The 25,929-nt window shown below is 34.9% G+C and carries 20 protein-coding genes; 10 read left to right on the top strand and 10 right to left on the bottom strand.

Annotation, left to right across the window (positions count from 1 at the left end):
- Positions 1-1,554 precede the first annotated feature (1,554 nt).
- From BW946_RS05350 to BW946_RS05325, 6 genes are all read right to left on the bottom strand, one after another.
- Positions 1,555-2,376 (bottom strand): class I SAM-dependent methyltransferase, encoded by an 822-nt coding sequence (locus BW946_RS05350; protein ID WP_076595176.1) that lies wholly within the window; start codon positions 2,374-2,376, stop codon positions 1,555-1,557.
- A gap of 114 nt (positions 2,377-2,490) precedes the next feature.
- On the bottom strand, positions 2,491-4,353 hold the full coding sequence (gene mnmG, locus BW946_RS05345) for a tRNA uridine-5-carboxymethylaminomethyl(34) synthesis enzyme MnmG (protein ID WP_076595175.1): 1,863 nt from the start codon (positions 4,351-4,353) through the stop codon (positions 2,491-2,493).
- A gap of 147 nt (positions 4,354-4,500) precedes the next feature.
- Positions 4,501-4,920, bottom strand: a complete 420-nt coding sequence (gene ybeY / locus BW946_RS05340; protein ID WP_076595174.1) for an rRNA maturation RNase YbeY — start codon at positions 4,918-4,920, stop codon at positions 4,501-4,503.
- A gap of 4 nt (positions 4,921-4,924) precedes the next feature.
- Complete coding sequence (locus tag BW946_RS05335; RefSeq protein ID WP_076595173.1) at positions 4,925-7,084, bottom strand: patatin-like phospholipase family protein; 2,160 nt, start codon at positions 7,082-7,084, stop codon at positions 4,925-4,927.
- Between the two features lie 2 nt (positions 7,085-7,086).
- Positions 7,087-9,534: a bifunctional UDP-N-acetylmuramoyl-tripeptide:D-alanyl-D-alanine ligase/alanine racemase gene (locus BW946_RS05330; protein ID WP_076595172.1), complete on the bottom strand. Its 2,448-nt coding sequence runs from the start codon at positions 9,532-9,534 to the stop codon at positions 7,087-7,089.
- Between the two features lie 194 nt (positions 9,535-9,728).
- Complete coding sequence (locus tag BW946_RS05325; protein ID WP_062672824.1) at positions 9,729-10,316, bottom strand: thymidine kinase; 588 nt, start codon at positions 10,314-10,316, stop codon at positions 9,729-9,731.
- Between the two features lie 61 nt (positions 10,317-10,377).
- Between BW946_RS05325 and BW946_RS05320 the strand changes: the two genes are divergently transcribed.
- The 4 genes from BW946_RS05320 (at position 10,378) to BW946_RS05305 (ending at position 14,913) form a co-directional block, all read left to right on the top strand.
- The gene (locus BW946_RS05320; RefSeq protein WP_076595171.1) at positions 10,378-11,856 is read left to right on the top strand and encodes a hypothetical protein; all 1,479 of its coding nucleotides are present in this window, start codon (positions 10,378-10,380) and stop codon (positions 11,854-11,856) included.
- A gap of 2 nt (positions 11,857-11,858) precedes the next feature.
- Complete coding sequence (gene rsmI, locus BW946_RS05315) at positions 11,859-12,533, top strand: 16S rRNA (cytidine(1402)-2'-O)-methyltransferase (protein WP_076595170.1); 675 nt, start codon at positions 11,859-11,861, stop codon at positions 12,531-12,533.
- 313 nt (positions 12,534-12,846) lie between these two features.
- The gene (gene fabG / locus BW946_RS05310; protein WP_076595169.1) at positions 12,847-13,590 is read left to right on the top strand and encodes a 3-oxoacyl-[acyl-carrier-protein] reductase; all 744 of its coding nucleotides are present in this window, start codon (positions 12,847-12,849) and stop codon (positions 13,588-13,590) included.
- Positions 13,591-13,593: 3 nt separating this feature from the next.
- Positions 13,594-14,913, top strand: coding sequence for a DUF6056 family protein (locus BW946_RS05305; RefSeq protein ID WP_076595168.1), 1,320 nt, complete (start codon positions 13,594-13,596; stop codon positions 14,911-14,913).
- Between the two features lie 34 nt (positions 14,914-14,947).
- On the opposite strand, the gene BW946_RS05300 is transcribed toward BW946_RS05305, so the two are convergent.
- Positions 14,948-15,988 carry a GMP reductase gene (locus BW946_RS05300; protein WP_076595167.1) on the bottom strand — a complete coding sequence of 347 codons (1,041 nt, stop codon included), beginning with the start codon at positions 15,986-15,988 and terminating at the stop codon, positions 14,948-14,950.
- Positions 15,989-16,049: 61 nt separating this feature from the next.
- Between BW946_RS05300 and BW946_RS05295 the strand changes: the two genes are divergently transcribed.
- Genes BW946_RS05295 through BW946_RS05285 form a run of 3 tightly spaced genes read left to right on the top strand, consistent with a single transcriptional unit; the run spans position 16,050 to position 18,437 of the window.
- Positions 16,050-16,793, top strand: coding sequence for a prolipoprotein diacylglyceryl transferase (locus BW946_RS05295; protein WP_170872055.1), 744 nt, complete (start codon positions 16,050-16,052; stop codon positions 16,791-16,793).
- On the top strand, positions 16,790-17,023 hold the full coding sequence (locus BW946_RS05290) for a hypothetical protein (protein WP_076595165.1): 234 nt from the start codon (positions 16,790-16,792) through the stop codon (positions 17,021-17,023). The genes BW946_RS05295 and BW946_RS05290 overlap by 4 nt, the downstream gene beginning before the upstream one ends.
- A 10-nt stretch (positions 17,024-17,033) precedes the next feature.
- Positions 17,034-18,437 (top strand): radical SAM protein, encoded by a 1,404-nt coding sequence (locus BW946_RS05285; protein ID WP_076595164.1) that lies wholly within the window; start codon positions 17,034-17,036, stop codon positions 18,435-18,437.
- 53 nt (positions 18,438-18,490) lie between these two features.
- Here the strand turns inward: BW946_RS05285 and surE are convergent, their stop codons facing one another.
- Together surE and BW946_RS21160 are read right to left on the bottom strand one after the other, a co-directional pair.
- The gene (surE, locus tag BW946_RS05280) at positions 18,491-19,279 is read right to left on the bottom strand and encodes a 5'/3'-nucleotidase SurE (protein ID WP_076595163.1); all 789 of its coding nucleotides are present in this window, start codon (positions 19,277-19,279) and stop codon (positions 18,491-18,493) included.
- Between the two features lie 288 nt (positions 19,280-19,567).
- Positions 19,568-19,738 carry a lmo0937 family membrane protein gene (locus BW946_RS21160; RefSeq protein WP_047426491.1) on the bottom strand — a complete coding sequence of 57 codons (171 nt, stop codon included), beginning with the start codon at positions 19,736-19,738 and terminating at the stop codon, positions 19,568-19,570.
- A 342-nt stretch (positions 19,739-20,080) separates the two neighbouring features.
- On the opposite strand from BW946_RS21160, the gene BW946_RS05275 reads away from it, so the two are divergent.
- Complete coding sequence (locus BW946_RS05275) at positions 20,081-22,210, top strand: carboxy terminal-processing peptidase (protein ID WP_076595162.1); 2,130 nt, start codon at positions 20,081-20,083, stop codon at positions 22,208-22,210.
- Between the two features lie 55 nt (positions 22,211-22,265).
- Here the strand turns inward: BW946_RS05275 and BW946_RS05270 are convergent, their stop codons facing one another.
- A complete protein-coding gene (locus BW946_RS05270) occupies positions 22,266-22,769 on the bottom strand; it encodes a superoxide dismutase family protein (protein ID WP_076595161.1) in 504 nt (167 codons plus the stop codon).
- A 501-nt stretch (positions 22,770-23,270) separates the two neighbouring features.
- Here BW946_RS05270 and BW946_RS05265 point away from each other — a divergent pair.
- Together BW946_RS05265 and BW946_RS05260 are read left to right on the top strand one after the other, a co-directional pair.
- Positions 23,271-23,549: an AraC family transcriptional regulator gene (locus BW946_RS05265; protein ID WP_139325969.1), complete on the top strand. Its 279-nt coding sequence runs from the start codon at positions 23,271-23,273 to the stop codon at positions 23,547-23,549.
- Between the two features lie 92 nt (positions 23,550-23,641).
- Positions 23,642-25,888, top strand: coding sequence for a TonB-dependent receptor (locus BW946_RS05260; protein WP_076595159.1), 2,247 nt, complete (start codon positions 23,642-23,644; stop codon positions 25,886-25,888).
- Positions 25,889-25,929: the final 41 nt, after the last annotated feature.

The raw sequence follows: 25,929 nt of genomic DNA, 5'->3' as shown, positions 1-25,929 counted from the left end.
ATATTTTAAAGCCTGCTAATTATATTAGCAGGCTTTTTTTATTTCTTAGATTTAATTAAAATCCTTTATTGATCGGTGTTTTAATACTATTTTAGATATAACTTGTAGTTATATATAGATAGGTTGAATTCTCTTTCAGTGACTTATGTTTTTCAGGAATTTTATGATCACAATATTCTTGTAAAATTTATGTATATAGGAGACTTTATTTCTGTTTTTATTCTCATTTTGATTTGGTAAATGACCATGATTTTTGCAATACTATTGATATAAAGAGAGGTGTTTCTTCTATAAATTATACCTTGTATTTCGAAAAATATAGAAAGAGAAATTGATATAATTTTATGAAAATTATTAGAAAGTTGGAAGGAAGATTTGTGATTTTTTCTTCTAATTGGAATAAGACTTTATTCATCTTTTTTTGGAAAAAATATGATAGATTGATTTAAAAATGAAAGATTTCTGGAAATAGTATTTTTGCTTGTTTTAATTTTAAATTTCTTTTATAAAAGTAGAGATACAAATTTTTGTGAATCCTGGAGATTTAAATTTATTTTTTTTATTTCACATATAAGTGACTATCTTGTATCTTATTGTATATTAATGATTAAACTAATTTGTTAACTGTTTTATTCCTTATCATTTTCATATGATCATTTTCCATAATATTAGAAATAATTGCGTAAGTGCAATAAAATGAGTAAGTTAATGCCTTTTTGATTTTTTTAGAACTTTTTCCAGGATAAATTTTAGTTCGTTTTTGATTTTTTATTTCTTTAGACTGAAAAATTTGCTATGAAGTTTATAGCCTTCTATTTTCAAATTTTTTGTTGAGTATTGAGTTTTGAATTTTGAATTCTCTAGGATTATTAATTTTTATTATTCCGATTTTCTCAAAAAATAGTAACCAATCAATTTTCATCAATTTTTTTTTTAATAGAGAAAAATTATTTTAATAAAAATTATAAAGTGGAGTAGGGGAGTTCTTTTTTGTTTTTATATAGTGGAAGAATTATTTTAAGAGGAAATTCGATTTTCAATTTTGCTTGTGGGCAGAAATATATTTACCTGTTCAGGTTTAATTTTTTATTTTCAATAAAACGTCGAAAAATGACCTTCATAAATAGTTTAAAAATCGATTTTCTATCTTTTTTAGAGTATTTGTATCTTATTTTATTTTGAAGTTAAATTGAAGCTGTTTTTGTGATAATTTATCTTGTTAAAGCTAAATTTCTTCTTTTTTTCGCTTGTTTTTATGGTTTTATTGAATACTAAGTTAGAAACTTAAATAAAAGCTTTAAGTACATAAATTACTGATGAGATGATCTATATTTTTCTTTATTATTAAAATGGAGTAGGGAAGATATTTTTTATTGATAGGTAAGGAAGGTAAATTTCTATTTTATTTTTAAGTCTTTACAAAATAGATGTAGGATTTAAAATATAAATGTATTCCGGAAAAAAGAAAACTCAGGAGAAAAAATCCTGAGTTTTTGATTTTTAAGCTAAAGATGCCGAAAATTTACCTTCATAAATGGGTCAAAAATCGATTTTCTATCTTTTTTCGATAATGTATATCAAACTTGAAAATTCGTTCGAAAATAAGGCCTTTGCGTTAGAAATTGTTCCGTAAACCATGGCTTTTATCCAAAATAGCGGTGATTTTTTATATTTTTCGCTCAACATGGAGATATAATAAGAATCAAGAACCAAAGGTTTGATCTTTCTCATTTTCCAGTCAGGATTTTTAGAAATTAAGTTTTCCATACCTTTTTTTGAAAAATGATAGATATGTCTTGGGACATCATAAGCTGCCCAATACTCTTTATAATGTTTCGCATCATAAGAAGTAGGGTTAGGAACAGCAATAACAAGAATTCCTTTTTCTTTTAATTTTCCATGGAAAATAGCAAGCATTTCATCTTGATTCTCGATGTGCTCAAATACATGCCAGAGCGTAATAGCATCTAAGGTCTTTTCTTCAATTTTATTTATATTATCTAAGATGGAAGCCTTTGTAATTTTTCCTTTTGCTGCTTTTCTTGCATCAGAATCCGGTTCAAATCCGTAGGTTTCAAAATCATTTTCTATATACTTTACAAACTCTCCGGCACCGCATCCGTAGTCAAGAACTTTTGATCCTTTTTTTATTCTGTCTACGAGTATATTCTTTTTGTACTGCAGATTGAAAGACTGAAGAAATTTATAAAGCTTTTCTTTCATACTTCCGGAATCCTGGTGATGAGAAATATAATCTTCGCTTTCATAATATCTGGAAATATTGGATGGGATAGGAGTGGTTTTAAATACACCTTTTGTTTCTGTCTCTTTAATTTCAAATATTTCCTGTGAAAGAAAATGATCTTTTATTTTCATTGAAGTAAATATCTTTAATATGATAAAAAATTAAGATATCCAGAAGTTTTTTACGCTTTTAAATACCTTAATTTTTTGTTTTTGTCTTTAATGTTTCACGTGAAACATTTTTTATTAACGTCCTAAATAAACTAGTAATACATTGATATCAGCCGGAGAAACACCGCTTATTCTTCCTGCCTGGGCAATTGTCTTCGGACGAACATTTGTCATCTTCTGTTTTGCTTCTGCAGAAAGACTGCTTAGTTTTGTATAATCGAAGTCTTCCGGGATTTTAATATTTTCAAGGCGATTCAGTTTAGCTACATTTTCCTTTTCTTTCTCAATATATCCTTTATATTTAATATTGATCTCTGCCTGCTCTCTTACTTCTTCATTATATTGAGTAGAAATTTCTTTAATAAAATCAATTTCGTCCAGCTTTTCTAATGTCATATTAGGTCTTGTAAGGATTTGAGCTGCTCTGTAGGCCTGATCTACAGGACTACTTTCAATAGATTCTAAAACCGGGTTGATAATACCTGGTTTTAAAGAAGTTTCTCGAAGAAACTCTTCAAGTGACTGACTTTCAGATATTTTGGTTTCAACTCGTCTTAATCTGTCTTCTTTTGCTAATCCTAAATGGTATGCTTTCTCTGTTAATCTGATATCAGCATTATCCTGTCTTAAAAGAAGTCTGTATTCTGCACGTGAAGTAAACATTCTGTAAGGTTCTTCCGTTCCCTTTGTGATCAGGTCGTCAATCAATACTCCAATATAAGCTTCATCTCTGTTTAAGATAAAATCTCCTTTTTCATGAACTTTATTGTGTGCATTGATTCCGGCAATTAATCCTTGACCTGCTGCTTCTTCATATCCGGTTGTTCCATTGATCTGTCCGGCGAAATATAAATTATCAATTAATTTGGTTTCGAGCGTATGTTTTAATTGGGTAGGAGGGAAGTAGTCGTATTCAATAGCATAACCTGGACGGAAAACTTTTACATTTTCGAATCCTGGAATATGTTTCATTGCTTTGATTTGTACATCCTCAGGAAGAGAAGAGCTGAATCCGTTTACATAGATCTCCACTGTTTTCCATCCTTCCGGTTCTACAAAAAGCTGGTGTCTGTTTCTTTCTGCAAAACGATTAATTTTATCTTCAATACTTGGACAGTATCTTGGGCCTAAACTTTGAATGGTACCATTGAACATTGGACTTCTGTCAAAACCTTCTCTTAAAATATCATGTACGGTTTCGTTGGTATATATAATATGACAGCTGAGCTGTTTTGTCAATTTCGGAGTATCAAGATAACTGAACTTTTGAGGATTTTCATCTCCTTTCTGTTCTTCCATTTTTGAATAATCCAAACTTCTTCCGTCTACTCTCGGTGGAGTACCGGTTTTCATTCTTCCTGCTTCGAAACCTAAAGTGACCAGTTGTTCTGTAATTCCAAAAGCTCTTGGTTCACCCATTCTTCCTCCGCCTAATTGTTTATCTCCAACGTGAATTAATCCGTTAAGGAAAGTTCCGTTGGTAAGAACTACAGATTTTGCTTTAATCTCAATTCCTAAAGAAGTAACCACTCCGGCTACTTTATTATTTTCAACAATCAGTTGTTTCACCATATCCTGAAAGAAATCAAGATTGGGAGTATTTTCTAATGCTAAGCGCCATTCTTCGGCAAAAAGCATTCTGTCATTTTGGGTTCTCGGAGACCACATCGCAGGACCTTTTGAAAGATTCAGCATTTTGAATTGGATAGCAGATTTGTCTGCTACAATTCCGGAATATCCTCCCATTGCATCAATCTCTCTTACGATCTGTCCTTTTGCGATTCCGCCCATCGCCGGGTTGCAGCTCATCTGCCCGATGGTCTGCATATTCATTGTAACAAGTAGGGTTTTTGAACCGAGGTTAGCTGCTGCCGCAGCGGCTTCGCAACCTGCATGTCCTGCACCTACCACTATTACATCATATATTTCTGAAATCATTTTTATCTCGCTTGTTTTAAGCTTTAAACCTTATCTTTATAACCAATGTTTCACGTGAAACATTTTTGGAGAATGCACTCTAGGTAAACCTATATTGTTGCTAGAATAGAGTGCTTTAGATGCCGGACCTTAAGTGATTCTTCAATCTTAAAACTTTGAATCCCTGTATTTATCCAGATACAGATCTTCCATTCTCCGCATCTCTTTTTCTTCCTCTTCCGTCTTGTCTTTATAGCCTGCAAGGTGTAAAATACCATGCGCTAAAACCCTTCTTAATTCTTCTTCATAATCTCGGGAAAGGGTAGAGGCGTTATCAGAAATGCGCTGCAAAGATACGAAAATCTCACCGCTTATTGTCTTGCCTTTTACATAATCAAAAGTGATGATATCTGTATAATAATCATGCTGCAAATAATCCTGATTGATCTTAAGAAGATATTCATCATCACAGAAAATGTAATTGATTTCTCCTGATTTTTTTCCTTCTGAAAGAATGAGATCTTCCAGCCATTTTTTGTAATCTGCACTTACCGACTCTGGTAAGTTTTCATAAAAGAACTGTATCATTTTTTTAAAACCAGTGTCCTAAAATAACACTGAATATACCTTTTTGGTTATTTTTAAGTGAGTGGCTGAAGTTTACTTTGATCTGTCCGAAAGGAGATTTGTAACCTGCCGTTATTCCCAGTGAGCTATAATTTACTTTCACTGCTTCTTCAAACTTGATATCGTTTGATAAATTTGCAAAGGTAAAGTTTCCACTGATAAAATAGTTTTTATTAAACTTAAACTGGATATCATTAGATGCCAGTATGACATTGTTTGTATAAAGCTGGGCGAAATAGAATCCTCCAAAACTTTTAAAATTGATGAGATTCTGCTCAAAAATTCCTCCCAATCTATATTGATAGTAGGGAGGAAGGTTTTCACCGATAGTAATTCCTCCAAACAGATTGAGACGATAACTGAATTGTTTATTAAGTGGAATATTGAGTTTAAGGTCTGCTTTGATCTGAATGATTCTTTTATCAACTTCAGACTTTAAAAGATCTATAACCTTTCCTTCTGCAGCAAAATAAACCCCTTTTGTAGGAAATTCCTTATCATCCTGAGTATCGGTTTTAATAAAGGCATAAGGGTTCAGAAAACGGCTGTACCGCCTGTTATCTCCATTGCTGTTTTCTGCTTTGAAATAATCATGGCTTATACCGCCGCCAATGGCAAATTTATCTTTCCAAATAGACTGTATATAAGCTTCGTTTCTGATCCATTCCCAGCGGTCTACTACATAATTATCTATATTCTTTATATCGAAGCTCATTCCGGAGGAATAAAGGCCAACTCCCGGAATGTATCCGTTATCTACAAAATAATTCAGGTAATATCTGAGACGATCCCCAACAACAACATCCAGAGAAAGGTTTGAATTTTTGAATAAAAGTCTTTTTGCAGAATAATTCAAAAGAAGTCCTGTTTTAAAAACCTCGTCATAATGGAGGCCAAATTTTAAAAAATGACGGGTATCATCTTCAGTCACGTAAAGCTTCAGATAGTTAGTATTATTCTCCTGAACGATGTCATAATTGATAAATTTGTAGTTGTTGGTAGCAACCAGTTTATCGATCATTTTATTAATATTTCCATACGTCTGCAGAGAAGGGAGACGCAATCCCATTTTTCCCAGCGTATAGTTCTTTCCATAAATTTTACTTCCTTCGATGGAAATACTGTCTATTTTATAAACGTTGGAATATATTGGATTTACCTGCTGTCTGAGACGGTCAAATGGTCTCTTCGGCAGCTGATCCAATATCTTGGAATATTTTAAACCTTCCACATATCCGCTATCTAAAATTTTCTTTTTGTCATCATAGCTTGTGGCAGACATGCCTTTAAGATTGGGTTTGATATTGATGTCTGTGTATTTGTATTGTCTGCGGGTATCTCTTTTGATTCCGAAATCAATAACCTGGTTAAGAATGGCTATAATATTGTTCAAATCTTCTCTTTTCGAGAGATCCTGGTTAAGGTCCACACCAATGACAATATCAATTCCTTTGTCCTTTAAAGGCTTTGACGGATAGTTTACCGTCATTGCTCCGTCAATATAAATGCTGTCGCCAATTTTTACAGGATCCATTAAAGAAGGAAATGCCGAACTTGCCATAATAGACTGCACGAGATCTCCTTTCTCAAAGATCTGCATATTTCCGCTTTCAAGATTGGTAGCAACACATAAGAATGGAATGGGCATCTTAGAAAAGTCTTCAATATTGGAAACGTTTTTGAAAAGTTCTTTCAGAAGATAAACGTTTCTTTGGCCGGTGCTGATAGAAGAGGGAAGTGTGATTTTTCCGTTTTTAAGCGGAATGGATAAAAGATATTTGTCTACGGATTTGTTAAAAAAGCTGGCTTCCTGCCGGGACTTTGGATCCATAATAAGAGAATAGAAATCCGTATCCATGACTATTTTTTCTATTTCTTTTCCGGAGTATCCGGCGGCATACAATCCGCCTACGATAGCTCCCATGCTTGTTCCGGAAATATAGTCTACTTTCACTCCTAACGAATCCAGTACTTTAAGAACTCCGACATGTGAAAAACCCTTGGCACCACCACCGGCAAGCGATAGTCCTATTTTGGGATTCTCCGGAATTACCAGATTTTTTTTTACCTGAGAATGGATCAATAACAGTTGGAATATGAAAAGCAGAATCAGGAGTTTTCTCATAGTTAATCTTTTATATAAATCCGTTTCACCCGTGGTGAAATGGAGGTTAATACTTCATAGGTTATCGTTTTGCAGTAGCCTGCGAATTCTTTTAAACTTGGTTTGGCGTTGAAAACAGTTACCGTGTCGCCTTCCTTTACATTCGGAATATAGTCTACATTGATCATCATCATATCCATACAGATATTTCCTACGATAGGTGCCAGTGTTTTATTTATCCCTACATTTCCTACCTGGTTTCCGATCAGTCTTGGAATTCCGTCTGCATATCCCACAGGAATCGTTGCAATTCTTGTAGGATGATCCGCTTTATATCTTCTGCTGTAGCCTACAGATTCTCCGTTTTCAACAGTTGATATCTGTGAAATTACTGTTTTAAAGCTTACAACAGAACGTAATTGTTTCTGAATTTCGGGATCTGCTGATTCTCCTAGCATTCCTATGCCAATTCTTACCATATCATGCTGATGATCTTTATAGCTCGTGATTCCTGCTGAATTAAGAATGTGGCGGATAGGAGTGTATCCTAATTTTTCAATGAGGCAGCTTGAATTTTTTTCGAAAATCTCCAGCTGTTTCAACGTGAATTCTTTTTCTTCAGGCATATCAGAAGATGATAAATGACTGAACATACTTTGAACCTTTACATTTTTTCGTCTTAAAGTTTCGCTTAACTGATCCAGTTCAAAATCTTTGAAACCAAGACGGTGCATTCCTGTTTCCAGTTTAATATGAATAGGATATTTTTTATCATAACCGGATTTCTGAACTGCTTCATAGAATAATTCCAATACTCTGAAACTGTAAATTTCAGGCTCAAGGTTATATTCAATAATCGTCTGGTAGCTGTGCTGTTCAGGATTCATCACAATAATAGGAGTGGTGATCCCTTTCTTTCTAAGTTCAACTCCTTCATCAGCATAAGCTACCCCAAGATAATCTATATGGTGATGCTGAAGAAATTCTGATACTTCAAAACTTCCCAAGCCATAGGCATTGGCTTTTACCATGGCCATCATTTTAGTTCCGGGCTTCAGCAATGATTTATGATAGTTGATATTGTGAAGAATTGCATTAAGGTTTACTTCCAATACCGTATCATGCTTTCTGAGTTCAAGAATATCTTTCAGTTTTTCAATCTCAAATTTTCTGGCTCCTTTCAGTAAGATAATCTGATTTTCTATTTCAGTAAGGTACTTACTTTCAATCAGCTCTTTGGTATCAATAAAAGTATAGGTTTTAGCTTTAAATAATTCACTGAATTTTGATATTTCATCACCGATTAAGAATACAGAATCAAAATGCTGTTCATTCACCAGTTCAGAAACTTCTTCGTACAATTCTTTGGCATTGGAGTTCACTCCTACAATGTCTGTAAGGACCAATGATTTTTTAGGTTTGTTGTATTCATTCAAAAACTGAAGAGCAGTCTTCAAAGAATCGAGGTCAAGATTAAAAGAATCGTTGATGACAATATTGCCCTTAATTCCTTCAATCGCTTCAAGCCTCATTTCAACGGCTTTTAAAAGATTGATTTTTTCAACGATCTTTTTATTTCCGATATTCAGTTCCTTAAGCACAGAGATAAGCGCCATAGCATTGGTTAATGTAGCTTCGTCTCTCTGATGAACCGGAAAACTGATTTCTTCACCCAAATATTCAACAATGATGTTATCATCCTTAGAAATATTATTTTTGATGAAAACCTGATTCTCTTTTTTAAAACCGTAAGCAATTAATTTTTTGTCAGAATAGGATTTTTTTATTTTTTGATCAACCAGAGAATTGTCACCATTATAAATGATGACTTCGGAATTTTTAAAAAGAATAATTTTTTCATCAATCAATTCTTCCTCGGAAGAAAAGTTGGCAGCATGAGCGGTTCCAATATGAGTTAGTAATCCGATCTGAGGATGGAAAATATTTTCAAGCTTTTCCATTTCATCAGGTTTTGAAATTCCCACTTCAAAAATTCCCAGCTGATGAGAATTGTTGATCTGAAGAAGAGAAAGTGGAAGACCGATCTGAGAATTAAAACTTTTAGGGCTTTTAACGGTAGGAAATTCATTCCACAGACATTGGTAGAGCCATTCTTTTAAAATAGTTTTACCGTTACTTCCCGTAATCCCGATGGATTGTAAATGAGAATGTTCGAAATGATACTTTGCTAATTTTTGAAGAAATTCTACGGAATTTTCAACAATAATCCAGGTTATGTTTTCAAACTCAGGATAATGATGTTCAGAAATAATGACATTGATACCCCTGTCCATTGCAGATTCGATAAATTTTTCACCGGAATTTTTATGTGTATTGATCGCAATAAAAGCAGTGTTCCTCGTAGAATAAATAATTCTGCTGTCATATGCTATATTTTTGATCAATAGATTTCCGTCTCCAATGACCTGTGCATTGGTAATCTCTGCAATGTGTTGTACTGTATAATTCATTGATACCCTTTCTGCTTTATTTTCAGCGAAAGAGCAAAAAGGTAAAATAGTAAAAGGTTAAAGATTTATGAGATCATCTGTTTTTTCCTTTTTAATATTTTACGATAAAGCTTTTCCGCTTTTCATTTTATATTAAGTGAATATTATGTTTTGATGCAAACAGCTTATTTCTCTGTTTTGCCTTTATCCATTTATTATTTTCTTTTTGAAAGTACTTCGTCAATAAAAACACGGCGGCTTACTGCTTCATAACTTTCTGTTTCTCCTAATTCTACCAGATTATCTCCCTGGGAAGTTCTCATGGAATAGTTGGCCAGATTACCTGTTCTCTTACAAATAGCATGCACTTTTGTAACATATTCGGCAGTCGCCATCAAATTAGGCATTGGTCCGAACGGCCGTCCCAAAAAGTCCATATCCAATCCTGCAATCACCACTCTGATCCCGCTATTGGCAAGCTGGTTGGCCACATCCACAATACTTTCATCAAAAAACTGAGCTTCATCAATGGCTACTACATCACAATTGGAAGCCAGCAGAAGAATTTCATTAGGGTTTTCTACTGCTGTACTGCGGATTTTATTCTGATTATGGGACACTACATCCTCTTCAGAATACCGTACATCCATCTTTGGTTTAAAAATTTCCACATTCTGCCCTGCCATTTCCGCTCTTCGCAATCTGCGGATCAGTTCCTCGGTTTTGCCGGAAAACATAGAGCCACAAATCACTTCCATCCAACCACTTTGTTTGGAATGATTAATTGTATTTTCTAAAAACATTTGTTAAATTAGCCGTATATTTTTAACATCAAAAGTAAGCAATTTTAATAAGAATCTTATTATGCAGAATATCCAAGATTTAAAGGAAAAGATTTTTTTTGAATCCATGAATATCATTGATAATCTGGACAAAATAAGCAATATAGACGAATTACTTTCCAAGCAAGATCTTGTAGATGAGCTTGCTAACAGGATTTCTTTTTTGAAACTGCTGGAAAAAAATATTGAATACTTCGCAGCAGACCATCCGGCACAGAATCCGGATCATCAGTATATCTCTTTTGTTTCAGGAGAAGCAGAACATCATGATAACGGAAATGAAGTGACCGAAGAGGAAGCTATTTTCAATAATGAACTGAATGAAATTGATGAAAATGAAGTTTATTCAGACGGATCTGAAGAAGAGGAAGCTGTTTTCAATAATCAGCTGAATGAAATTGTAGAAAACGAATTCCACGAAAATATCGTAAGTTTTGTAGAAGAAAATAATATTGAAATCACCTCTGAAAGTCAGGAAAAGTCTTTTGGTAATGAAACGCTGGAAGAAGAAGCTGCTTTCAATAATGAACTGAACGAAATTGATGAAAATGAAATTTCAGAGGAACAGAGAGCTGTGTTGAGCTTTGTAGATGAAGATAAAATTCTGGCTAATTCCAGACCGGATTCGGATGAAGATCTCAATGAAGACTTGTTTCATCATGAAGTGACGGAGGAAGAAAGTATTTTCAATAATCAGCTTAATGAAATACAAGAACAGGAAGAAAAAGCTACTGAATCGGAATCTGAAAAAGAAAATGATTTTGCTGTAGCAGACGATGCAAAATCTTCTGTAACAGAAACCATTCCAAGTATTTTTGATACAGAAACACTTGATGATGAAATATTGATTGAAGAAAATGAAGAACAGTTTGTCGCTTCAAATGTTTCAATAGAACAGGGAGAAATGGCTACAGAAACTTCCAATGTGGAGAATATTCTGAGCGATATTAAAAATGATTATTCAGAAGAAACAAAAGAAGAAAGCATTCTGGCTGAAGTCTATGACCGAAGAAAAATTGTTGAAATCGATAAACCTGTTCGTGAAGAAACAGATAAACATCCTTCTGATGAGAGCTTCGAAAATTTAGAAGAATACCATCGGGAGAGAAAAATAAAACTTGCCAGTATCAAAGGAATGAAGGCTGTTCAGTCACTTTTTGATGACGACCACCTGGAGCTTTCCAAAGAAGAGAAAACTTCTCCGGTTGTAAAAGAAGACGCAGGAAGCATTCTGAAATCCAATATTCCAACCCAATTCATGGAAGCAGATAAGCTGAAACCAGAATTTAAGCTGGATCTTAATGACAGACTTGCCTTCACAAAAATGCTTTTTGAAGGAAGCCAGACAGATCTGAATGATACCGTATATCAGCTGAACAAATTCAGAACACTGGAAGAAGCTAAAGAATATCTTAGTGATCTGTATTATGAAAGAAAATGGAATAAAGTGGATGAATATGCTCAGAGACTTTGGATATTGGTAGAAAATAAATTCTTATAATTTTGAGCGGAATCCTATATTTTGTTCCCACACCCGTCGGGAACCTTGAAGATATGACCTTCAGAGCGGTAAATGTACTGAAAGAAGTTGATTATATTTTATGCGAAGACACCAGAACTTCCGGTGTACTTTTAAAACATTTTGAAATATCAAAGCCTTTAAAATCTTATCATTTGCACAATGAGCACCAGGCAACAGAGAAAGTGATTACAGACCTTAAAAACGGCCAGAATATCGCTATTATTACTGATGCAGGAACGCCTGGTATTTCGGATCCCGGATATTTACTGGCAAAAGCAGGAGCAGACAATAATATTGACATGATCTGCCTTCCGGGAGCAACAGCGCTTATTCCGGCACTGGTGGTTTCAGGACTTCCCAATAATGAATTCTTATTTGCAGGATTTCTGCCACAGAAAAAAGGAAGACAAACAAAGCTGAAGCAGCTTGCTGAAGAAAAAAAGACCATCGTTCTTTACGAGAGTCCTCATAAAATTAATACCACTTTGGAGCAGATTAAAGAATTCTTCGGAGAAGAAACCAAAGTAAGCTTAAGCCGTGAGATTTCTAAAAAGTTTGAAGAAACTAAAAGAGGAACAATCAATGAATTAATTGAGTTCTCAAAGAGTAAAACTTTAAAAGGGGAGATCGTTCTTATTGTCAATAATTCTATTTAATTTTTCTTGAAGACATTAGTTTTATATTGTGTTCTATAGTCTGTACAGCGCAGACTAACCAATATATGAAGGTGATCCTTTCGAAAAAAACAGACTTTATTTATTTCACAAAATTTTAAAATAATTCTGTTCAGCTCTAATGAAATTTTAAATAATGATCAAAAAAATCCAGTATTTTAACAATTTAAATGGGTTGAATAACATTTTATAATATCTTTGCAAACCGTTTAATTCCAGAATGGAATTGTAAAAACATGAAGAGACAGCTGTCACTGGCTGAACGAGTTATAAAAGAAAATAATTGTCAATAGATATGAAAATATTAGAAGGAAAAGTAGCACTAATTACCGGAGCTACAAGAGGAATCGGTAAGGGTATCGCTGAAATGTTTGCCCAGCAGGGGGCAAAAGTAGCATTTACCTACGCTGGCTCTGTAGACAAAGCAAAAGAATTAGAAGCAGCTTTAAGTTCTGTAACCCAAATTAAAGGATATCAATCTGATGCATCAGATTATGATGCCGCTCAGAAATTGGTGGATGATGTAATGGCAGAGTTCGGGCAGATTGATATTTTGGTAAACAATGCAGGGATTACCAAAGATAATCTCTTATTGAGAATGTCCAAAGAAGATTGGGATAAAGTAATCAAAGTAAACTTAGATTCAGTATTTAACCTTACAAAAGCAGTAATTAAGCCGATGATGAAGGCAAGATCAGGATCTATCATCAATATGACTTCTGTAGTAGGAGTGAAAGGTAATGCCGGGCAAGCCAACTATGCAGCTTCAAAGGCCGGAGTTATCGGATTTACAAAATCTGTGGCACTGGAGTTAGGATCAAGAAATATCAGATGTAATGCGATTGCCCCTGGATTTATTGAAACAGAAATGACAGCTGTGCTGGACGAGAAAACAGTTCAGGGATGGAGAGAAGAAATTCCAATGAAGAGAGGAGGACAGCCCGCAGATATCGCCAATGCTTGTGTATTTTTAGGCAGTGAGATGTCTGCTTACATTACCGGACAGACGTTAAACGTTGACGGTGGAATGTTAACTTAGAAAATGAAAAAAGCACAGAATATAGTATTATTCTTGTCCGTTTTACTATTCATCGGTCTGGCATACATTAGTAGATTTAATGTATATCAGACCGATGATTATTTTTGCTCTTATGCCGCCAGAAAACTTGGGCTGGTACAATGTTTTATAGATACCTATACAACATGGGGAGGCAGATATTTCGGATATTCTCTCAATATGTTTAATCCTGTATTTTATGACAGTAAAAATATTGTTCCGAAAATATATCCTGTCTTTCTGATGCTTTCTTTTATTGGAGTTTCAGCATTAAACTTTAAAGAATATTTCAACTATTCTACTAAAGAGTATCTAAAAAAAGGATTTCTATTGTTTTTCTTCTACACAATGCTATTGGTAAGTCTACCAGAACATTATTTCTGGATCACAGGTTCTAATATCTATTTTGTTCCTGTTATTTTGTCCGGTATTTTACTCTGGTTTTTCAAAAAATATGAGGATTCAAAGCAGAAAATATGGTTTTATCTTTCATCTTTGCTTATTATTATTCTCATGGGGTCTAATGAAATTCTGGCATTGATAATTGAAGGAATTTTAATACTCTCTTATTATCAGAAACGGAATAGAGAAAATCTCTTTTTGATGATGTTGGGAACAGTTTTTTTACTTGTATGTTTTCTTGCACCAGGAAATTTTAACAGGATGGGAGAAGTGGAAAATGGAATGGTAAAATGGTTGAAGAGAATTGCTCTTTTGGGTGCTGATACTGCCTATGTGGGACTTAAGGTTATTGCCGTACTTCCATTGTTTATTAAGGTTTTTGAAGAAGATCTGAAAAAAATCACCACTCAGATAACATGTAAAAAATCAGCTTTATTCTGGTACGTTTCCTTTCTTCCTTTACTGTTTACAAGTTATATTCTTACCTCTATCGCAAGACAGTTTGAAAGTATACTCTTTTATTTTCTGCTTACTTCTTCACTGTTATTATATTTTAAATTTGAAAGAATTAAAAGATTCTGGTGGGTTTCTCTGCTCATTGTTTTTCTACCTGAAATAAAGGTTTTCCCGGCAAAATATTCTTATTTTAATATTGATTTCAACGGTGAAAATATAGTCAAGGAGCTTCTTACTACAGATCTTAACGAATATGAAAGAGAGATGAATGAAAGAATAAATAATATTAAAAACTCCTCTCAGGACTCTGTGGTAGTAGACAAAATAAAAGAAGTTCCAAGAGTTTTATATATGGATGAAATGGCTTCTGTAAAAGAACAGGAGACTTATGTAAACGATCAGCTTCAAAAATATTTCAATAAAAAATATATCAGAACAAAAGAATAAAGGCTTTAGATAAATGTTCTAAAGCCTTTTATTTCTATTCCTTAAAAATCTGGTTTTCCTGTTCCTGAACCCTGATAAAGGTTGTTCTTTTGGACAGCTCTTTAAGTTTCGAAGCACCTACATAAGTACAGGTAGATCTTACACCTCCCAATATATCCTTTACAGTATCTGCTACCGGGCCTTTATAGGGCACTTTCACGGTTTTTCCTTCAGAAGCACGATACTCTGCTACGCCTCCGGAATGTTTATCCATTGCTGTTTTAGAACTCATACCATAGAAAAGGCGATATTTTTTACCGTTTTCTTCTATCATTTCGCCACCACTTTCGTCATGTCCGGCAAACATTCCGCCCAGCATTACAAAATCTGCGCCGCCACCAAAGGCTTTTGCTACATCTCCGGGTACTTTACATCCTCCATCAGCAATGATTTGTCCGCCCAGCCCATGCGCAGCATCCGCACATTCAATAATCGCAGAAAGCTGAGGATATCCTACTCCTGTTTTTACTCTGGTAGTACAAACTGATCCCGGACCAATACCTACTTTTATGATATCTGCACCTACCAAAAGAAGTTCTTCTACCATTTCTCCGGTTACTACATTTCCGGCTATAATAACTTTCTCTGGAAAATTCGCTCTTGCTCTTTTCACAAAATCGACAAAATGCTCAGAGTAACCATTGGCTACATCTATACAGAGAAACTCAATTTTGGGGTGCTTTTCGAGAATCTGTTTTATCTTTTCTTCGTCTGGCTTTCCCGTTCCTGTGCTTAATGCAATATATTGATAAATACTTTCGGGCTGGCTTTCCAGAAACTTACTCCATTCTTCAGGAGTATAATGTTTATGAATAGCAGTAATGATTTTTTCTTTGGCTAGTTCTACCGCCATTTCAAAAGTTCCTACGGTGTCCATATTGGCGGCAATTACGGGAATTCCAGTCCATTTTTTCTTAGTATGCTTAAAAGTAAACTCTCTTTTCAAATCAACCTCCGAACGGGATTTTAAAGTAGAACGTTTAGGGCGGAACATTACATCCTTGAACCCCAGTTTTATGTCATATTCTATACGCATTTTGTAATTATTTGTCAGAATAAAGGTAGTGAATAATATGAAATAGTGTATTTTTGAAATAATGGATTTTCCTGTAACTTTTAACATTTTTGGCAAAACAATCCTTGCACATCCTCTCTTTGAGGCGGTTGGAATGTTTTTGGGAATGAGATATTATTTTTATCTGAAGCGTAAGTCAACAGAAAAGCTTTCTTTCAATACTTCTGCCGCGGTTTTAATAGGAGCTACTGCCGGAGCTTTGATAGGTTCCAAGCTAATCGGTAATCTTGAAAACCCTTATGCATTATTTGAAAACTTTTCTATCAGAAAGTTCTGGTCAAACAACACCATTGTGGGAGGGCTGGCTTTTGGCTTATTGGGAGTAGAGATGGCAAAAAAGATAGTGCATCACAAAGAAAGTACGGGAGATCTTATTGTTTTTCCCCTGATATTGGCCATGATTATAGGCAGAATAGGGTGTTTTCTTACAGGGATTGATGAAGAAACATATGGCATTCCTACTGATTCTGTTTTTGGAATGCATTTGGGAGATCAATACCTCAGGCATCCTGTTGCTTTGTATGAAATAGCTTTTTTAATTGTTCTCTGGATAGGACTAAAATATATTCAGAACCTTAAGAAATATCCTTCCGGTTTTATTTTTCAATTGTTTATGCTTGGCTATTTTATTTTCAGATTCTTTTTAGATTTTATAAAACCAAGGGTTGAGATCATAGGAAATCTTGGTATGATTCAAATGGTCTGTATCTGTGTAATTATTTACTATATTTATACTATAAACACCAAAATTTTATATTTAAAATGAAAACCTTAACTATTTTGGAAGTAGGAAATCTGGCTGGGGTAGTTGTAATGATTGTAGGTGCGATTATTTTGGTTGCACTGGTTTTTTCCCTCATCGTCGCTTTTATTACAAAACTTATTTATGAAAGGAAAGGAGACCGGAAATTCAGCAAAAAACAATTTATTCAAACAATGCTTATATCCCTTCTGATCTGTGGATTGATCAGCGGCTATATTTGCGGAGGACTTTAAAAATTTTGCTATGCCAGTAAGAAACTATACTTATTACGATTATACAATAAGTCTCTGCCCGGAATGTCTGAAAAGGGTGGGAGCAAAGATTATCATAGAGGATGAAGCTGTTTTTATGACAAAAAGATGTCCGGATCATGGATTTTTTAAAACAAAAATAGCTTCTGATGTACATTATTATAAAAATATAAGAAACTATAATAAAGCCTCTGAAATGCCGCTCCATTTCGGGACCGATGTGGAATATGGCTGTCCTTATGATTGTGGGCTTTGTGTAGATCATGAACAGCATAGTTGTCTTTCTATCGTAGAAGTTACAGATCGTTGTAACCTGACCTGTCCAACCTGTTATGCGATGTCCTCACCTCATTATGGAAGTCACAGAAGTCTGGAAGAGATTGAAGCTATGTTTGATGTTATTGTGAAAAATGAAGGGGAGCCGGACGTTGTCCAGATCAGTGGGGGAGAACCTACCATTCATCCGGATTTTTTCAAAATTATGGATATTGCCAAGTCAAAACCTATCAAACATCTGATGCTGAATACCAACGGAATCAGAATAGCCAATGATCCTGGATTTGCTGAACAGTTGGCAACCTATGCTCCTGAGTTTGAAATATACCTCCAGTTTGATTCATTTAAACCTGAAGTCCTGGAAGATTTCAGAGGCAAGGATCTTACTGCAGTCAGAATGAAAGCACTGGAAAAGCTCAATGAGCTTAACCTTTCTACTACATTGGTTATCGTCCTTCAAAAAGATAAAAATATTGATGAAATTGGAAAAATTATAGAGTTTGCCCTGAAACAGAAATGTGTGAGAGGCATTACCTTCCAGCCCGTTGAAATCGCCGGAAGAAACCGGGAAGATTCTGCTCATGAAAAAATTACCTTAACTGAGGTAAGACAGGAAATAATCAATCAGTTTCCTTTGTTAAACTCTGATGATATCATTCCGGTTCCATGTAACCCGGATTCCCTGGCTATGGGATATATTTTAAAACTTCAGGGGGAAACAATTCCTTTGACCCGATATATCAATCCTGCTGATCTTCTGAATAATGAATCAAGGAATACCATTGTTTACGAACAGGATAAGGGTTTGCATATGCAGCTGCTGGATATTTTCAGTACCGGAATTTCAGTAGATAAAGTTCAGCCTAAAGTCAATCAGTTACTGTGCTGTCTGCCGGAAGTGTGTGCCCCGGATCTCGACTATGATAACCTTTTCAGAATAATTATCATGAACTTTATGGATGCTCATGATTTTGATGTACGGGCAGTGAAGAAGTCGTGCGTACATATTGTCAATAAAGACCTGAAGTTAATCCCTTTTGAAACGATGAACCTTTTTTACAGAGATGAAAAAAAGGCTTATCTGGAAGAACTCAGAAAAGAAGATAAAGTATTATTTTAGCCATATAAAAAGCAAAGCGTGAAATCTGATTTCACGCTTTTATTATCTCCTTGTTATTTTACTTCTTTTACATCTTCAAAAGTCATTACATCTTCCAATGTTTTCATGTATTCATAAGCTGTAAGGTCAAACTTTACCGGAACAATAGAAATATATCCGTTAGCTAATGCCGTTTCATCAGCATCTTCAGAATCATCCATATTGTTGAAATAACCCGTAAGCCAGTAATATTTTTTACCATGTGGATTAATCCTTTCATCAAAGCTTTCTTCCCATTTGGCATTGGCCTGTTTACAGACTTTTACTCCTTTTATTTCTGATGCAGGAAGTTTAGGAATATTGACATTTAGTACAACACCTTTAGGCATTGGGTTTTCCAATGTTCTTCTTACAATATTCTGAATAAATTCCTTGGCTTGGGTAAAATCTGCTTCCCAACTGAAATCCAGTAAAGAGAATCCAATCGCAGGAATTCCTTCTACACCGGCTTCTACAGCTGCCGACATGGTCCCTGAATAGATTACATTGATAGAAGAATTTGCTCCGTGATTGATTCCTGAAACCACAATATCAGGTCTTCTGGTCAGAATTTTATCAAGAGCCATTTTTACACAGTCTACGGGAGTTCCGCTGCAGGAAAAATCTGTCTGCGGGCCGTCCAGCGTAACTTCTTCGTAACTTAGGGTTGAATTGATGGTAATAGCGTGGCCTTTTCCACTTTGAGGAGAGTTGGGGGCTACAACCACTACTTCTCCGATTTCATTCATAAAACTGACAAGATTTCTAATACCTGGAGCTGTAATTCCGTCATCATTAGTCACCAGAATAAGTGGTCTTTCCATAAATTATCTTTAATTTTTTATTTAAACAGAGTGAGTTTGTTCATTTTCAGAATTGAACCAATAGATTTTCAACACATCAAATGTAGGTAAAAATCAGACGCAATAAAATACCAGATTGGGATTGGCTGTTGCGAAAAGATAAATAAGATTCTTGTACTTTGACTTATAGAATGAAAAACCAAGTGTAGATAAGGAAAAGTACATAGGGGAAAAAATAAAACTGAAATGAAGGAAATTTAATATGAATTTCATTTCAGTTTTAATTGAAGTGGTTGTACAACTATTAAACTAGTCGAGAGGTTTTCTGCCGGATATGATATTATAAAGAATAACAATAATGGCAATGACCAGTAAAACGTGAATTAAATAACCTGTGCTCATTCCGGGAACTATTCCTAACATTCCCAATAGCCAAACAACGATGCAGATTACTGCTACTAACCATAGTAAACTTTTCATAACTTAATATTTTGAATTTGTATGGTTAATTCTCTGCATATTTTATGCCTTTATGTCTGAAAATTAGTTTTTGTGGTATGTGTTTTTTATTTTTTAATTAAAAAAATAAAACTTAGGATACGTCTGAAAAAAGACTGATCTGTATATTTTTGTAATGAAACAGCCTGATAATAGGAAATGACTAACATTGTTTTGATTATTTGCAAATCTCTTTAAATAAAAATGGCCAAAACTGACGATATTTGTAAATAAGGTATTAAATTTGATCATTTGTAACAGTACCAAACTTACTGCTACTAATAGTATACTTATTTTAAAAAAATTAATAAATAAAGACAGTTTATGTGGAAAAATTTCAAACTGAATAAATTTTTACTCCTGATTCCATTAACCAGTCTAATGTTTTGTTTCAACTCGCCACAGAATGACGATGAAAAGATGCAGACGATAATGGTGAGCGTAAAAAATACACTTTCTTATCTGCATTATAGCCCGAAATCTATCAATGATGCCTATTCAAAGGACGTTTATAAGCATTATTTCGAGTTGGTAGATCCGGCAAAAAGATATTTTCTGCAATCTGATATGGATGAATTCAGCAAGCATGAAACCAAACTGGATGACTATATCGGACAAGGTGATCTTACATTCTATAAGCTTACAATCGACAGACTCTACCAGAGAGTGGATGAGATTGATAAAATCACTCAGGATATTTTCAGTAAGCCCATCAATCTTCAGGAAGATGAAACACTTACTCTTGAGCCAAAACTTAAAAAAGTACCTGCCAACAAACAGGAACAGTATAATGAGTGGAAAAAATTCATCAAATACAATATCCTTCAGGAAGTTGAGTCGATGAACAGCAAAGAAGAAGCTCAGAAAGAAAAGAAAGACTCTGTTCAGAAATACAAACTGAAAGATACCATTAAGTTTAAGCCCCTTACTCAGGACGAAAAAATCAAAAAAGCAACTGATGAAGTAAAAGACCTGGTAAAAGATACCTTTACAAGATTCAAAAAGAGAAAGAAAATGGATTGGTTTACCGTGTACATGAATGCGTATACTGAAGTATTTGATCCGCATACCAACTATTATTCTCCAAAAGATAAAGAAGATTTTGATACTCAGTTTACCGGAAAAGTAATTGGTATCGGAGCACTGATCCAGGAGAAAAAAGGAAACCTTTACTTAGGAGCTCTTACCATTGGTGCACCGGCATGGAAATCCAAGCAGCTTTCAGAAGGAGATAAAATCCTGAAAGTAAGATCCAAACCGAAAGAAGATGCTGTAAATGTGGTGGGAATGCTTTCGGATGAAGCGGTAAGACTCATCAGAGGAGAAAAAGGAACGCCCGTAACATTAACGGTTCAGAAAAAAGATGGTACCATTAAAGATGTAACCATGATCCGTGAAGAGGTTGCTATTGAAGATACTTTTGCAAGAAGTATTGTAGTGAATACTGCCAATGGTAAAAAATACGGTTTCATCAACCTTCCAAGTTTTAATGCTGATTTTGAAAACGCCAAAGGAAGAAACGCTTCTGATGATATCAAAAATGAAATCATTAAGCTTAAAGAACAGAACATTCAGGGAATCATTCTGGACCTTAGAAACAATGGAGGTGGTTCTTTAACTGAAGTAGGAGATATCATGGGGCTTTTCATGGAAGCTGGTCCTTACGTTCAGGTGAAAGACGGAAACGGAAAAATTCAGACGCTTAAGAACAAAAATGAAACGCCAATCTGGACAGGCCCGCTTGTTATTATGCAAAATGAACTTTCAGCTTCAGCTTCAGAAATCCTTGCAGGAGTAATGCAGGATTATGGCAGAGCGATGATCATTGGATCTCCACAGTCTTTCGGGAAAGGAACCGTTCAGACTTTTGTGGATCTGAACAGATTCCTGAACACGGAAGATGATTTTGGATCTTTAAAACTGACAATCCAGAAATTTTACAGAATTACAGGAGAATCTACACAGAGAAAAGGAATTGTTTCTGATATTCAGATGAAAGATTTCTTTACGTATGCTGAAGTAGGAGAGCGATATGATGATTATGCCCTGGCCTGGGACAAGATTCCACCTACAAAATTCCAGAAACTGAACTATTTCAATATTCAGGCACTGGAAAAAGCAAGTGCAGAAAGAATGGCTAAAAACAGCAATTATCAGTTGTTATTAGAATCTGCTCAATGGAGAGAAAAACTGGATAAAGAAGAAAATATCACATTGAATATTACAAAATTCAATGAGTTGATGAAGAACAGAAAATCTCAGATTGAAAAGTTCAAAGCTTTGACAAAATTTGAAAACGGACTTCAGTTTATCATGTATCCAAGTGAAATTGAAAGAGAGAAAAAAGACGAAGTTTTCAGGAAGAAATCTGAAATGTGGATCAAGAATCTGAAAAAAGATCTTTACCTGCAGGAAGCAATGAATATTGTATCAGATATGGGAGCTAAATCCTAAACATAAAAAAACCGCTAATTAAAAGATTAGCGGTTTTTTTATTGAATAAAGTAGATTACTTAATTTCTACACATCCCACTCTTCCTCCGGCATTTCCGGTAGGCTGGGTATGGAAATCATCTGCAGCGGCATGTACAATAAGACCTTTTCCAATGATGTTTTTAGACTCATCTGTACAACCCAGACACCATTTATCTGTCTTGAAAGTCAATGTTGCCGTTCCGGTCTGATCAGCAACCAGGTTTCCTATATCTCCCATATGGAAATGTTCGGCACCCCATTTACCATGATCATTCTTGGAAGGATTCCAATGGCCTCCCGTAGAGGTTCCGTCTGCTGCAGAGCAGTCTCCTTTTTCATGAATGTGTACTGCATGGATTCCAGGAGTAAGGTTGGTGATGTCAAGCTTCATTGTTACTTCATTTCCATTTTGAGTAAACTTCGCCGTTCCTCCTGTCTGTGTTCCGCTTTTGGCATTTACAGAGTACGTTTTTGTGGTTCCGCATGAAACTGCAAAAACGGCAAATCCCGCCAATAATGCTAATGTTTGTACTTTCATTTTTTAAATGATTTATAGTGATTTTAGGATAAATTTAAAAAAGATTTTCCAAAGCGCTTTATGATCTCACTCTTTTTTAAAAAAACAAGCTTGAGTAACAACTGTAATACAGCTTGTTTTAGCCTTAAATTCTGAAAACTTAGCTCTGGAGGCTAAATGTATTTAAAACGAGGTGAAAAAACTTATTTTAGTGGATAGAAAGCCATTCATAGATCAAATCCCGAAGGCAGTAAACAAATAGAAAATGATTATTCTGTATACCTCCATCAGCAAAGAAAAACATCAGTCTCGTTGACACCAATATCTGCCTGCTTTCTTTACTGGGAAAAGTTCTTCTGCAATATGGTTTGAAGACTTATTATACCATTTTGAAGAGGATATCCTGTGACAAAAAACGGAATGACTTTCTTACAATAACAATAATAGACAACAGAATTTCAGCATGGAAAAATATCTTTGTGAACTAACACATGTAATTTGGAAGAGTATAAAAAGCGGATTGTGAAAACAATTCAATATATTGATAGTCATATTGATGAGGATCTTTCTCTGGAAAAAGTTTCAGAGTTAAGTGTCTATTCTCCGTTTCATTTCCACAGAATATTTAAGCTGGTTACTACTGGGATCTCGGGTTTTCCAGTCACTCGGCTTTCTGCAAAACTTTCAAAAAGCATTGCGTATTCTACAAGAAGAACCTTTACCTATGAAATCTATCACACCAATTTTAAGGAACATCCGGAAGGGAAGATGGTCGTGGATTTTTGCTTTCCGATTCATTAATTACCATTCGGTAGCAAAAGAATGCCCTTCGGTAATAAATTTTTTACAGAAAGACATTTCTTGTGCTATTTTTGATCCAGAAAACAATAAAAATGAAAACACAAGGACAAAACATACTGTTTCTGATTCTCCTTCTCACTTCCATCATGGGATATTCCCAGGTGAAAATATCAGGAAAAGTATCCTACAAAAACAAAGGAGTAGCTGAAGTAAATGTTACGTTGAAAGATACCTATGATGGCACTACAACAGATGCTCAGGGGAATTTTACCTTCGAAACTTCAGAAAAAGGGACTCACATCATAACATTTACCCATCCAAAATATGAAAATATTGAAAGAACTGTTACTATTGAGAATCAGGATGTTTCTTTGAATGTTGATCTTAAAGAACAGATCAGTGAGATAGATGCAGTAGTAGTTTCTGCAGGATCTATTGAAGCCAGCGATAAAAAAAGAGCAACAGCATTGCTTACCCCCATTGACATTTATACCACAGCAGGAGCAGACGGACAGATTTCTTCCGCTTTGACCTACCTTCCAGGAGTTCAAAAAGTAGGAGGAACTGAAGGTCTTTTCATCAGAGGAGGAACAGGAACGGAGTCTAAAATCTTTATGGACGGAAGTCTTATCAACAATTATTTTTCTAATTCTGTTCCGGGGATTGCAGGAAGAGACCAGTTCAATACCTCTCTTTTTAAAGGAAATATCTTCTCAAGTGGTGGTTATTCTGCATTGTACGGGCAGGCTCTTTCCGGTGCTTTAATGCTGGAAAGCGTTGATCTTCCGGATGAAACTTCCTATAATTTTGGTATTTCACCCATTTTTCTGAGTGCGGGATTTCAAAAGTTAGGAGATAATAAAAACTATTCCTACGGAGCTACAGCAGGATATTCTCTTTTAAGTCTGATGCAGAAAGTCTTTAATTTTAATACAGACTTTGTAGAAGCTCCACAGGGACTTAACGGAGATCTGAATTTCAGATTTAAAACAAAATCAGGAGGCTTTTTCAAATATTACGGAATGTTCAATTCCAATAAAATGGGGGTAAGGTCAGAAAGTCTTGAACCCGGACCCGAATTCAGTCTGGTAAAGCTTAACGGTAAAAATACATTTCATAACCTCTCTTTTAAACAGAAATTCGGGAAGTATCTTTTGAATGTAGGAGGTTCTTACTCTTACAACAGATCGGATCTTCATTTTTCTACAGAAACCAATGACGTTGAATCCAACAGAAGCCAGCTTCTTACCGATGGAAATTATCTGAATTTCAAAGCTGTTCTTGAAAGAAAAATCAACAGAATCAGTGCAGTACGAGGAGGAATTGAATTGAATAATACCGATGAAAATCTGAATTTTGAAGCAGTACAGAAACATTATAAAGATTTGATCTCCTCTGCTTTCGTGGAAACAGATCTTGGCTTCAGCAATGCTTTATCAGCAAAAATAGGAGTAAGAGCAGAGCATTCTTCTTTTTTAGGAAAGGATAATATTGCGCCTCGTTTTGCTATTGCCTATCGTCTTGCAAAAGACTGGACCACTTCCTTGGCTTACGGACTTTTTTATCAGAATCCGGAAAGTAAATACATCAATGGCCCTGCAAATCTTGGTTTCCAGAAATCACAACATTATATTTTCCAGGTTCAGAGAGCTTCAGAGGGCAGAACTTTACGTTTTGAGGCGTTTTACAAGAAATATGACCAGTTGATTAAGACGTTCAATATTACCCAGAATAAAGAGCAAAATCAGCAGATTCAGACCGCTTTAAACAATGATGGATACGGATATGCAAAAGGGCTGGAATTTTTCTGGAGAGACAATAAAAAAACATTTGAAAATATTGACTATTGGATCAGCTACTCCTATCTGGATTCAAAAAGAGATTTTCTGAATTATCCGGTAAGCCTGCAGCCGAGTTTTGCAGCAGAACATACGCTTTCAGCAGTCGCAAAAAGATTTATTCCGGAATGGAAACTTGGGGTAAATTTATCTTACACGTATGCAAAAGGACGCCCTTATTATGACATAGCTTCTAAAATTGAAAATGGGGAAGTGATTAATTATACCAGAAATGAAGGAAGATTAAAAGATTATAACGCATTAAACTTCAGTGTTAATTATCTTCCGAATATCGGTAAAAAAGATGCGAAAGCTTTTCCGGTATTTGTATTGAGTATCAGTAATATCTTAGGATCAAAGAATATATATGGCTATAATTTCTCAGCCAATGGTTCCAGAAGTTCTGCCATTGTTCCGCCAGTCAATACGTTTGTTTTCATAGGAGCATTTATAAGCTTCGGAGTAGATAAAACAGATGATGCCATCAATAATAATTTATAAAAACATACCTTAGAACAAAAAATATAACTCACTTTTAAAAT

The organism is Chryseobacterium sp. RU33C (genome assembly GCF_900156015.1).
Classification (GTDB): Bacteria; Bacteroidota; Bacteroidia; order Flavobacteriales; family Weeksellaceae; genus Chryseobacterium; species Chryseobacterium candidae.
The sequence above is the reverse complement of the archived record's forward strand: the minus strand, read 5'-3'. Positions and strand labels throughout refer to the sequence as shown.